Annotated in this window: 13 protein-coding genes and 1 tRNA gene; 9 read left to right on the plus strand and 5 right to left on the minus strand. The window is 43.1% G+C overall.

Going from position 1 to position 11,742, the window contains the following annotated elements:
• Window positions 1-136 precede the first annotated feature (136 nt).
• Both B3R91_RS10070 and B3R91_RS10075 read right to left on the minus strand, forming a co-directional pair.
• Complete coding sequence (locus tag B3R91_RS10070; protein ID WP_286797479.1) at window positions 137-928, minus strand: glucose 1-dehydrogenase; 792 nt, start codon at window positions 926-928, stop codon at window positions 137-139.
• A gap of 317 nt (window positions 929-1,245) precedes the next feature.
• A tRNA-Gly gene (locus B3R91_RS10075) sits at window positions 1,246-1,320 on the minus strand.
• Window positions 1,321-1,799: 479 nt separating this feature from the next.
• Between B3R91_RS10075 and B3R91_RS10080 the strand changes: the two genes are divergently transcribed.
• The 4 genes from B3R91_RS10080 (at window position 1,800) to B3R91_RS10095 (ending at window position 4,094) form a co-directional block, all read left to right on the plus strand.
• The gene (locus B3R91_RS10080; RefSeq protein ID WP_286797481.1) at window positions 1,800-2,612 is read left to right on the plus strand and encodes a M48 family metallopeptidase; all 813 of its coding nucleotides are present in this window, start codon (window positions 1,800-1,802) and stop codon (window positions 2,610-2,612) included.
• Window positions 2,613-2,829: 217 nt separating this feature from the next.
• A complete protein-coding gene (locus tag B3R91_RS10085) occupies window positions 2,830-3,156 on the plus strand; it encodes a BolA family protein (protein ID WP_286797482.1) in 327 nt (108 codons plus the stop codon).
• 80 nt (window positions 3,157-3,236) lie between these two features.
• Window positions 3,237-3,596: a SirB2 family protein gene (locus B3R91_RS10090; protein WP_068407573.1), complete on the plus strand. Its 360-nt coding sequence runs from the start codon at window positions 3,237-3,239 to the stop codon at window positions 3,594-3,596.
• A 96-nt stretch (window positions 3,597-3,692) separates the two neighbouring features.
• Window positions 3,693-4,094: a hypothetical protein gene (locus B3R91_RS10095; protein ID WP_144296702.1), complete on the plus strand. Its 402-nt coding sequence runs from the start codon at window positions 3,693-3,695 to the stop codon at window positions 4,092-4,094.
• A gap of 112 nt (window positions 4,095-4,206) precedes the next feature.
• Here the strand turns inward: B3R91_RS10095 and trxC are convergent, their stop codons facing one another.
• Together trxC and B3R91_RS10105 are read right to left on the minus strand one after the other, a co-directional pair.
• Window positions 4,207-4,644 (minus strand): thioredoxin TrxC, encoded by a 438-nt coding sequence (gene trxC / locus B3R91_RS10100; RefSeq protein ID WP_286797483.1) that lies wholly within the window; start codon window positions 4,642-4,644, stop codon window positions 4,207-4,209.
• A 168-nt stretch (window positions 4,645-4,812) separates the two neighbouring features.
• Complete coding sequence (locus tag B3R91_RS10105) at window positions 4,813-5,679, minus strand: MBL fold metallo-hydrolase (protein WP_286797484.1); 867 nt, start codon at window positions 5,677-5,679, stop codon at window positions 4,813-4,815.
• Between the two features lie 323 nt (window positions 5,680-6,002).
• Between B3R91_RS10105 and B3R91_RS10110 the strand changes: the two genes are divergently transcribed.
• The 4 genes from B3R91_RS10110 to B3R91_RS10125 all read left to right on the plus strand — a co-directional run bounded on the left by B3R91_RS10110 (window position 6,003) and on the right by B3R91_RS10125 (window position 9,065).
• Window positions 6,003-6,374 carry an ArsR/SmtB family transcription factor gene (locus tag B3R91_RS10110; protein WP_414707555.1) on the plus strand — a complete coding sequence of 124 codons (372 nt, stop codon included), beginning with the start codon at window positions 6,003-6,005 and terminating at the stop codon, window positions 6,372-6,374.
• A 55-nt stretch (window positions 6,375-6,429) separates the two neighbouring features.
• Window positions 6,430-8,139 carry a SulP family inorganic anion transporter gene (locus B3R91_RS10115; protein WP_144296705.1) on the plus strand — a complete coding sequence of 570 codons (1,710 nt, stop codon included), beginning with the start codon at window positions 6,430-6,432 and terminating at the stop codon, window positions 8,137-8,139.
• 185 nt (window positions 8,140-8,324) lie between these two features.
• Window positions 8,325-8,651 carry a beta-lactamase hydrolase domain-containing protein gene (locus B3R91_RS10120; RefSeq protein WP_200661803.1) on the plus strand — a complete coding sequence of 109 codons (327 nt, stop codon included), beginning with the start codon at window positions 8,325-8,327 and terminating at the stop codon, window positions 8,649-8,651.
• Window positions 8,652-8,732: 81 nt separating this feature from the next.
• Window positions 8,733-9,065 carry a TIGR01244 family sulfur transferase gene (locus tag B3R91_RS10125; protein ID WP_200661802.1) on the plus strand — a complete coding sequence of 111 codons (333 nt, stop codon included), beginning with the start codon at window positions 8,733-8,735 and terminating at the stop codon, window positions 9,063-9,065.
• 101 nt (window positions 9,066-9,166) lie between these two features.
• Here B3R91_RS10125 and ahpF read toward each other — a convergent pair whose 3' ends face one another.
• A complete protein-coding gene (ahpF, locus tag B3R91_RS10130) occupies window positions 9,167-10,744 on the minus strand; it encodes an alkyl hydroperoxide reductase subunit F (RefSeq protein ID WP_193030736.1) in 1,578 nt (525 codons plus the stop codon).
• A gap of 514 nt (window positions 10,745-11,258) precedes the next feature.
• Between ahpF and B3R91_RS10135 the strand changes: the two genes are divergently transcribed.
• Complete coding sequence (locus B3R91_RS10135; RefSeq protein WP_144296708.1) at window positions 11,259-11,507, plus strand: YdcH family protein; 249 nt, start codon at window positions 11,259-11,261, stop codon at window positions 11,505-11,507.
• Window positions 11,508-11,742: the final 235 nt, after the last annotated feature.

The raw sequence follows: 11,742 nt of genomic DNA on the forward strand, positions 1-11,742 counted from the left end.
TATTTGCATTAAAATTTCGCCGCCATCGAGTTTTAATCAGTCAGTTAAAAACAATTCCCATAAAAAAGCGTCACCCAACATTGAGTTAGGTGACGCTTTTTTATGACAAGTTTTCTACACTAGCGACTATCGAATCTTAATCTAATGTTTGTACACCGCCGCCATTAACAAATAACGTCTGACCACTCACCCATTCGGAGATAGGCGCCGCAAAATACAGCATCGCTCCCGCGATATCATTGGCTTCGCCTAAACGTTTGATAGGCGTATGCGATAGCATTTTCTCTTCAATCTCAGGCGTCAATACGCTCTCCAACGCCGCAGTGCGCGTGGCACCTGGACCCACAGCATTAATACGCACCTCAGGACCGAAGTCATGAGTCAGGTTAGCGACCATATGATTGACCGCCGCTTTTGATGCAGCATAGCCGCTCATATCTGGGCTCTTATTGACACTCGACATCGATGTGGTGATTACGATTGAGCCATAGCCTGATTTTTTCATATGTGGCACGCATAACTGGCATAAGCGCCACGCGCTAAAAACATTTAATTCAAAGTCGCGACGAAAATCATCAACAGTGATTTTAAACGGATTTTCTTGCCCGCCACCGCCGCCGCCGGCGTTACTAATCAGGATATTGATACGACCAAACACCTCTAGTGTTTTATCGACCATGGCGACCAAATCCTCATCTTTTAAAATATTGCATTCAACAGCCAACACTTTTACACCGTAGCTTTCAATTTCTTTGGCAGCTTTATTGGCATCTTCAATCTTTAAATCTGCAATGACGATATTTGCGCCTGCTTGCGCCAAACGCAAAGCCGTCGCCTTACCAATCCCATTGGCGCCGCCCGTCACAATCGCCGTTCTACCGCTTAAATCAAACAATTCATTAAATGCTTTATGTTGAAAATCTTGCATACCCAATCCTTATCATCATTATTATTATTATTTTTAAAAGCTACAGACCATTATAGTGAACGTATATTCGTGTTTAACGTACTTTATCATCTGTAGCCGACTACAGATAAGTATGCCCAGATAAACTCAAATGAGTGTGTCAAATTATCCGTAATTTGTAACGGGTGCATTTTATAATGCAGGGGTTTTTAGTATATCTATAAACTTTTAATAGCGCTGCCAACTCGCCTTTTAAATGTTAAGTGCTAAATTTAAAATATAAAAAAAGCCTTACTTCTTATAAGAAGTAAGGCTTTAGTGCTTCTGCAAGCTATATTTGGAGCGGGATAAGAGATTCGAACTCTCGACCCCAACCTTGGCAAGGTTGTGCTCTACCACTGAGCTAATCCCGCTAAACATCAAATCGTAGAGTTTTTAACAACGACTACGTCTCGATAGGCTGGCTATTTTAGCAAATATTCTGTAGGTGTCAATAGCTTTTTTCAAGTTTTTGACCGGCAATTGGCAATTTGAGTGGTTCTCGAGGCAAGAAAACATATACGTTATTGATTTCAATTACTATTTTCATTCCTAATAATAACGCTATAAATTTAAAATATTTATAAATCGTAGCAAATTTTATGGGTGCTGGTATGAAGTAGCAAACTTTCATTTATTGCATTTACAATCCCACTGCTTATTGTTACTTTTTCTGTCTAGGTTTTCACTTGCCAACATCATTATACTTATGGCTAATGATAGTTGGGGTAGAGTTTTATCTTTTTGATAGACTTATGAGTAAGATGAACCTTTTAATAATAAGCTAGCTTTACCGCGACCGTTTTAATTTCAATATTGTTTAATTTTTTTATATTTACAGCGAGGACGTTTTATGAAGAAGCTACTTACCACGACCGTCATGGCGGCGTCTTTGTCGGCATTGACCTTGAGCGGTTGCTCTAGTACCACCAGCACCGGTGCTGTAGGCGTTGACCGTCAGCAGCTACTTTTGGTTTCTAGTGAACAAGTGCAGCAGTTATCAGCGCAAAGCTACAATAAGAATATTCAAGAAGCACGTGCGCGTGGTTTGCTTGACACTAATAAAGCACAGCTCAATCGTTTAAAAAATATCTCTAACCGTTTGATTGGTCAAGTTGGCGTTTATCGTCCTGACGCGGCGAAATGGCAGTGGGAAGTTCACACCATCAAATCTAATGAGCTGAATGCGTTTGTAATGCCCGGTGGTAAGATTATGTTTTATACTGGTATCATTGATCGCTTAAACCTTAGTGATGATGAAATTGCCGCTATTATGGGGCATGAGATGTCTCATGCGCTGCGCGAGCACTCACGTGAGCGCTTATCACGTGAGTATGCAACGCAAACAGGTATCGGCGTCGCCGCCAGTATCTTTGGTCTGTCGCAAGGTCAGGCTGAACTTGCTAGCGTCGCTGGTGACTTAGGTCTTAGCCGTCCGCACAGCCGCACGCAAGAAGCAGAAGCTGACCAAATCGGTCTTGAGCTGATGGCACGTGCAGGCTACAATCCGCAAGCCGCCATTACCTTATGGCAAAAAATGCAACGTGCCAGCCAAGGCGAGCCACCACAATTTTTGAGCACTCACCCAACCAGCAGCAACCGTATTGCGCAATTGCAGTCATTGATGCCTAAGGTGATGCCGTTATATCAAAAAGCACGTCGTTAAAATTTAATGGCAAATGGTATTCATAGTAAATAGTAATAGACGACAATAATAGACGATAAAAGCAGAGCGTAATAAGGTTACGCTCTGCTTTTTTATGCGCATAACTAACGTGTCATGACACTTGCATAGAGGGCATTGCAGCATAAATATCAGGGTCTGCTATAATAAGTACCATCAGCCAATTAAAAGGCCAAGTATTAAAATAACGAGGAATACTATGACAACTCATACCCCAACTGCAGACGCCCTAAATAAGGAACTGCAAGCCCTGCCAGCACAGCATATTGAACTGGTGAATGAATCAATGAAACATGCCGGTTATTTCGACGGTAAAGAAAGTCATTTTAAACTGACCATTGTTAGTGATGCCTTTGAAGGCAAACGCTTGGTGGCGCGGCATCAGCTCGTGTACAATCTAGCAAATCCACTTTTGACCTCACAAGGTGGTCAAATCCACGCTTTGGCTATCCATGCTTATACGCCAACAGAATGGCAAGGCCAAAGCCCTGACAGCCCATTATGCGCAGGGCGAAATAAAAGTTAGTCTCAAAAATCAGTCTTAACGCTATTCCCAAATAACATAGATAAGCTGGCAAACGGCACCTTTAAAGGAAACCCTATCCAATGAAACATCTACATATGCTCATGGCCGTCTTGTTGATTGCGCTGTTTTTATACCAAAGCTATGTGGTACTAAGCGCAAACAAAAAGCCACCATTTGCGGTAAAAATATCGACCCATATTCTCTATGCCGTCATTATTATCTCAGGGGCTGGCATGCTGGTACAACTTATGAGTGTCAATGCGCCAGTACAGTGGGTATTTGCTAAAGTTATCTTATTGGTAGCGGCGCTCAGTGCCAGTATTAAAGCCTTTAATGATAAAGCCACGCCTAGTCAAAGAAAAACCGGCATTCTTATCGCGGGTATTGCCTATGTTGGTATCTTGGTACTCGCCTTTACCAAGCCGGGTAATTTATTTTAAGAGTCGTTAAAAGTTATATTTTTCAATATCTTAATCGCTATTTTTTTGCTATCTTAAATAGATATCAACCTCCCAACGTCGCCTTATGGAGCCATTATGAAAACTCTTACTGCAGCAACACTACTCGCCACAGCTGGCGTTTTTGCTCTCTCAGGCTGCGCCTCAACAGGTAATATTACTCCGCAATACGTACCACCAAGCACCTACCAAAGTTATGACTGCCAAGCACTAAGCCAAGAATATAGCCGTGTTAATCGCTATGTCAATGCAGCGCGCAATGAGCAATCTACCATAGCCGCCTCAGGTGTCGGCGTTGGGGTTTCCGCTGGACGTTGGGGTATCTCACCTAATATCAGCTTTGGCGTGGGTAAAAGTAATAATACCAAAGCCCGTGATGCCAAATTATCGCGACTTTATGGTGAGCGTGATGCCATTATCCAATCTGCTCGTATCCAGCGCTGTAGCTTTGCCAATGGTATTAAGATTTATGGTGAGTAATCATTCATACCTGTTTCATAGTTTTGAAAGTCTCTTACAAAAAAAGCCAATACGCGATAAGCATATTGGCTTTTTTATGTTTAATCATGAAGTGCAGTAACTCAATCTGAGATTAAGAGTTTAAGCTTCTTACCCACTGTACGATTTGATCGCTTGGTAAGGCTCCAGACTGGCGCGCGATTTCTTTGCCGTTTTTGAAGGCCACCATCGTCGGCAAGCTACGAATATTATAAGGTGCCGCCGCTTGCTCATATTTATCGGTTTGTATTTTAGCAAACACCACTTGTGGCAGCTGACTGGCTGCGGCTTTAAACTGCGGTGCCATCATTAGACACGGCTGGCACCAGCTCGCCCAAAAATCAACGATGGTCAATACCTCATTTTTTTGAATAACTTTGCTAACCGTTTGCGCATTGAGTTCATGTGGAGTGGCCGTTAATAATGGCTGACCACATTTGCCGCATTTCGGTGCTGCATTAAGGCGCGCTGCAGGTATGCGATTGGTGGCACTGCAATGCGGACAGACTAGATGAGAGTTTTGCTCACTCATAATACAACTCCTTTAAAAATAACAGCGGCGGGCGTCTTAGTAACGCTCTTATAAATAGACTAGCATCAAGATAACCGTTGCACGTATTGTGATTGCGTAACGGTCTGCATATTTTTTGCCTATTAATTACATATCAATCTTGGATGAATAAATCAAACGCATGACTGCCTAAAGCGCATTAAGTGGCACTTTTAGATAACGGGTGCCATTGTCTTCGGGTTCTGGAAAATGACCGGCATCGATATTGAGTTGTACTGACGGGATAATCAAGCGCGGCATCTCTAGCGTGGCATCGCGGCGCTCGCGCATCTCGACAAACTCGGCTTCATTGATGCCCTCTTTGACATGGATATTACCGAGCTTTTGCGCAGCTACCGTCGTGGTTGGACAATGCTTGCGACCTTGACTCGGATAATCATGGCACAGATATATGATGGTTTCGTCAGGCAGTGCGAGCAATTTTTGGATAGACTGATACAGGGTTTTGGCGTCGCCTCCGGGGAAGTCGCAGCGCGCTGTGCCAACATCGGGAGCAAATAGCGTATCACCGACAAAAACCACGGTTTTTTCATCATCATTGGCAAGATACGCCATATCCGCGCGGGTGTGACCAGGCACATACATAGCAGTAATCGTAATACCGCCAAGCTTCAAGGTCTCGCCTTCATCGGTCAAGATATCAAACTGACTGGCATCGGTACGAAAGCTGCTATCAAAGTTAAACATTTGCTTAAATACTTTTTGCACTTCGGTGATATATTGCCCGATGACCAGTTTACCGCCAAGCTCATCTTTTACATGGATAGCAGCTGATATATGGTCGGCATGAGCATGGGTTTCTATAATATAAACCAGCGTCCAGCCCTGCTCTCGAACGAACGCTATCACTTCATCTACACTCGCGGTATCCGTATGTCCGGATTTGGCATCAAAATCCAGTACAGGATCGATGATGGCACACACTTGCTGTTGCACATCCGCGAGTACGTGAGTGTAAGTCTCTGTGTCGCTATGTAAGAAAGAATGAACTTGCATGGCTACCTCTTTACTTGTATAGGAATGTTTTAGTTTTTAAGATATTGTTCCGTATAATGGGCATTTATTTATGGTATTTGCTGCTGATCTATAGTATCTATCCCTAGTGCGACTTGTATTTCCTATGCTTCTGCCTATCACTACCAGCACTATAGCAATCATTATACATTTTATCAATTTATATAATGTAAATAATGATAACTTGCTATAAATCGCAATATCATTGATAATTAACTATATATATCCATAACTTATCTAGAAACTCTGCTTTTTCCATTTATATCTTTTATAAGGAGCTCGCTCTGACTACTTCAACTTCAGCATTGAGCACAACTACCAATACCACTACCACGCCTACATCTGCCAGCGTCGCAGACTTTGCGCCCAAAGACCTTGCTGAGCAAATGCAACAAGCTTCCATGCAAGCCAGCCAGTTATTAAAATCGCTCTCACATCCTGACCGCTTATTACTTTTATGTCAGTTGACCCAAGGCGAATACTGTGTCAGTGAGCTTGAGGGCTTGGTCGGTGTCGGTCAGCCAAGTTTATCGCAGCAGCTAGGTATCTTGCGTAAAGACGAGCTGGTCACTACTCGCCGTGAAGGTAAGCAAATCTACTATAGTATCGCAAGTGAGGACGCATTATCGGTATTGCAGTTATTATATGAGCGCTTTTGTGCCAAAACAGACGCCTAACTGCGCGTTTGGTTTTTAACTATTTTTAACTTTCTTATCGTGATGACATATCGCCATGCCTTCTATCGCTGCTCGTCTGATTCCTACTTGGTTACGTCAGTATCAGCTGTCTGCCCTGCCGACTGACATCATCGCGGGCTTAGTCGTTGGCGTGCTTGTCATTCCGCAAAGCCTAGGCTATGCGGTGCTAGCAGGGTTGCCGCCGGTCTATGGACTCTATGCGGCCATTGTACCCGTGCTGGTATATGCTTGGATAGGCTCGAGCAATGTCCAAGCCGTAGGGCCTGTCGCCATTACAGCGATTATGACAGCCAGTAGTTTGCACCCTTATGCCAATGATGGCACGCAGCAATATATATTAATGGCCAGTTTACTGTCTTTGATGGTTGGCACGATGTTATGGCTGGCGGGAAGGCTGAAGCTTGGCTGGATTATGCAGTTTATCAGTCGCGGCGTATCGGCAGGCTTTATCAGTGGCGCGGCGGTATTGATTTTTGTCAGTCAGCTTAAGTATCTGACGGGGATTCCTATTGCAGGTAATGGCCTTATCGGTTATTTATCGAGTATGCAGATGTATGGTCACCAGCTGCATCCGCTAACCTTGATCATCGGCGTGATTGCATTTACGCTATTATTTGCTAATCGCTATGCGAGTAAATGGGTCTGGCGCTCTTGGTTGTCAGCCTCTTATGCAAAATGGGCTGAGCGTCTATTTCCGCTTATTTTGCTTGCTCTTGCCATTATATTAAGTATGAGTTTGCATTGGACAACGCACGGCGTAGCGACGATTGGTACTATTCCGCAAGGGCTGCCTAGCTTTACCCTGCCGTACTTGCCAGATTTTCATGAAGCGCTCAATCTATTACCGAGCGCCGGTTTAATGGCGTTGATTATCTTTGTTTCAAGCAGCTCAGTAGCCAGCAACTATGCACGCCTGCGCGGTGAAACCTTTGATGCCAATCGTGAGTTAACCGGACTGGGTCTGGCCAATATGGCTGGCGGCTTTTTTCAGAGCTTTACCATTGCTGGCGGCTTTTCACGTACGGCGATTAATGCCGACTCAGGCGCCAAAACGCCAGTCGCAAGTCTGGTCACTGTGTTGGTTATGATTGCGGCGTTAATCGCTTTTGGTCATTTATTAGCTCCTCTGCCCTACGCCCTCTTGGGCGCGACTATTATGACGTCAATTATCGGTCTCATTGATATGGCGACTTTAAGGTCAGCATGGCAACGCGACCGCTTAGATGCGGCGAGCTTTTTGGCGGCATTTATCGGGGTGCTGATATTTGGGTTAAATACTGGCTTAGTCATCGGTTTGATGGTGTCGTTTGCTAGCCTTATTTGGCAATCAAGCAAACCGCATGTCGCAGTCGTCGGTCAGCTAGCGGGTACAGGACATTTTCGTAATATCAATCGTCATGATGTGGTGACCTTTAGCAATTTATTGATGCTGCGTATCGATGAGAGCTTGTTTTTTGGCAATAGTGAATCCGTGCATCGCAGCGTCATACAAGCGACGCGGCAGTACCCCGATGCGCATGAGGTTATCCTGATTATGTCAGCGGTCAATCATATTGACTTGACCGGACAAGAGATGCTTATCAGCCTCAATCAAGAGCTATTGAATCAAAAAAAGCACTTAAGCTTTAGCTTTATTAAGGGACCGGTGATGGATATTATCGAGCATACACCAGTCATAACCCATCTATCAGGGCAGGTTTATTTAAGCACCATGGATGCGGTCAATGCGCTAAAAGATAATTAGCTTATAGCTAATCAATTTTTCGCTTAAATTAATCCTGACAGAAAGTGCTTTTGAGCAAACATCAGTGACAAAATATAGCTATGATGACCACTTTGTTATGCTAGATTGTAATAAGCCATTAAAATTTACAGAAACTAGAAATAGACAAAACCTTACGCCATTTAATATACGCGACCGAAAAACTTATGACCGATGATTTAACCATTTATAAGCAAATTTACCCAAGCCAATGCGTCAAGATTGCTGAGCTTGGCTACCGCTCTGTGCTCAATATTCGACCTGATGCTGAGACAGAGACGCAGCCTAATAGCTGTGACTTTACCAGTGCAACGGCAAAGGCCAACCTTAACTATCAGCATTTACCGTTCGATGATGAGCGTTTAAGCATGGCGACTGTCGAGCAGTTTGCCGCCTTTTATCGCAGCATGCCAAAACCCATCCTGATGTTTTGCGGTACGGGTGCACGCGCCAAATTGCTCTATCAAAGTGCACTGATGCAAGGTTTACTATAGAAAGCAGATAGGCTTTATTGAAATATTTTAATCCAAGCGCAAAATTTTCGTTTTTACGCTAAAAAATAAAAAGGAGCTCTTATGAGCCATGAAGTGAGTATTACCGGACAAATCACCCCTGATCAAGTACCTATGATTGCTGAAAATGGTTTTAAGACCATTATTAACAATCGTCCAGATGGTGAAGAACCAAACCAACCAACCAGTGCTGAGATTGAAGCTGCCGCTAAAAAAGCAGGTCTTGCTTATAAAGAAGTGTCTTTCGCCGGTAGCGAGCTCAATCAAAACCATGTTGAAGAATTTGCTGACTTTTTTAACCAAGCTGAGCAGCCTATACTGATTTTTTGCCGTACCGGTAACCGCTCAACGGGTATCTATGAAGCAGCAAAGCGTATGGATTTGTTAGACGATTAATGATGTCCTGAATAAAATTGTGGTTGCTTAAAAAAACAAAACCCCTAAAACCTACTAAGGTTTTAGGGGTTTAAAACTTTAATAAAAGCTAAAGCAAAACTTTACTGCATCACCAAGTATTCAAACGCTGATAATGCGGCTTTTGAACCTTCGCCCATGGCAATGTTAATTTGCTTAAATGGTACAGTGGTCACGTCACCACAAGCAAAGATACCTTTGCGGTCGGTGCGACAGCGCTCGTCAATCTCAATCTCGCCAAAGCGGTTTAAATCAACAAAGCCTTTGACAAACTCAGTATTTGGTACCAAACCAATTTGCACAAACACCGCTGACGTATCTAGCTCTTTGGTTTCGCTGCTGCTACGATCTTGATAAACAAGCGAAGTCACTTTACCATCTTGCGCTTTAATCTCTTGCGTTGCAGCACTAGTAATAATATCAATATTACTCTTCTCTTTGGCTTTATTAATCAGTACTTGGTCCGCCTTTAAATCATCGGCAAATTCAAGGACGGTCACGTGTTTAACAATACCTGCCAAGTCTAGCGCTGCCTCGATACCTGAGTTACCTCCGCCAACGACCGCAATATCCTTACCTTTAAAGAATGGACCATCACAGTGCGCACAGTAGGCTACGCCTTGACCCACGTTTTCATCTTCACCGGGAACACCAAGCTTACGCCACTGGGCTCCGGTCGCTAAGATGATACTGCGCGTCTCAAACGTCTCACCAGTATTGAGATGAATACGGTAGTTTTCTTCTTCAGTTTCACTGATTTCTTTGACGCTGACATGCTCTTTGAGCGTAATGTCATATTCGTGCAAATGTTTTTCAAAGTTCGCTGACAGCTCACTACCGGTTGTTAAAGGCACAGAAATTAAGTTCTCGATATCTTGCGTGTCTTTCACTTGTCCACCGATTCGGTCGGCGACCATAGTAACTTTTAGGCCTTTACGCGCGGTATAAATCGCCGCCGCCACACCAGCAGGGCCTGCACCGATAATCGTTACGTCTTGCTGCTCTAACTGCTCAGCGTCATCAGCCACTTCGCTCAATAAATCAGGGAACTGCTCTTGTAACTTCTCAATCAATTTAGCCGTATCGATTTTACCATTGGCAAAAGGTTTACCATTTAAAAATACCGCTGGTACACCTTGGATATTATTGGCTTCGACTTGCTCTTGAAACAAGGCACCATCAATCATCTCATTACTGATGTCATCGTTGAGCAGCGCAAATTGGTTCAGTGCTTGCACCACATCCGGACAGCTGTGGCAAGACAGAGAGACATAAGTCTGAAACTGTAGCGGCTTATTAAAACGCTTAATCAGTTTTTGAATACCTTCATCCAGTTTTAAGGTATGGCCGCCCGCTTGCAAAATCGCCAAAATCAGCGAGGTAAATTCATGGCCACCCGGAATACCGCTAAAAACGATCCCCGTATCAGTCAATGCATTATCAATATGACTGACGACTTTAAAACTAATCGGACTTGGTAAGCTGTCATCAGTTGCTGCGCTATCAAAATTGATTTTATCCGTTGTGCCAGCGATTTTAGTTAAAAAATCAATCAGCTCAGCACGTTTGCTATGTTCGCCGCTACCCAATACAAAGGTAATGGGGCGGGTCATATTTTCACTATAGCTTTTGACTGCGTCTAATAAACCTTGATCTATCATGTTTGTTCCTCATTATTATCAGATATGTAACGTCAGCTATATCGCTGCACATTTAAATAGGGTTTGGTGACAAGCTAAGTATCTGATTTAAAAAGCCATAAACACTTGCCTTACCACCTTTGATACGTCTATTATCAAGGCTTTGGACGTACCACGCAAGCCGATAAACTCAAACTTTATGTTTAATAAAACAAATCGTATATAGATATTATTATTTAATTTTAAAACCACCAATCAAAGAAAATCCATGACAGTCATGGTATCGGGTAAATTTTTTCGCTACAATCAGATGAGGCGAATAAGAAACACTCTTATTTACCGGTCGGCAGATTGACTGCTAGTTGTCGTTAACAAACGCCCTTTCTGCTGCGCACAAGCCTGTTCAAAACTGAGCTGAATTGCGATTTGGCTTGGTAAGACTGAAGTCTCACAATCATATAAATTCATCAGAGCACTCTTAACTAAAATGCGCTATGGCTTTACTAAGCCTGCGCTTCATAACAAGGATGACAACATGAGAAAGACTGATACATGGCAAGACAACAGAGATATTATTTGCGAACTTAAGCAAAAAGACAGCTACTTTGCGACCATTTTTGATGAGCATACCAAGCTTGATCAGCAAATCAACCAGCTCGATAAGGATTTGGTGACGCACGCCAGCTGTGACGAAGAAATAGAAAAAATGAAAAAGCGAAAGCTGCACTTAAAAGATGAGATTTATAAAATAATCGATAAAAATAAACTCAATTCTGCGGTATAAACGCTTTAGTTTATAACGCTACCTGATTCAATAGCGGCTTGGTTCGATGCTTACTTGCTTATCGAACCAAGCCGTTTTTTTTGCCGCTATTTTTATTGTACTTAGATCAATATAAGTCAATAAACGCTCGATGAGCATTGGCTAAATTAACTATGTAACCCCAGTTCGGGATAAGCCACATTGTAACTCATTGATACTATTTACAATGTAGTCACCTGTCCCTGCTGAGGCATGT

The sequence above is a fragment of the Psychrobacter sp. UBA6291 genome (assembly GCF_002439405.1).
Taxonomy (GTDB): Bacteria; Pseudomonadota; Gammaproteobacteria; order Pseudomonadales; family Moraxellaceae; genus Psychrobacter; species Psychrobacter faecalis.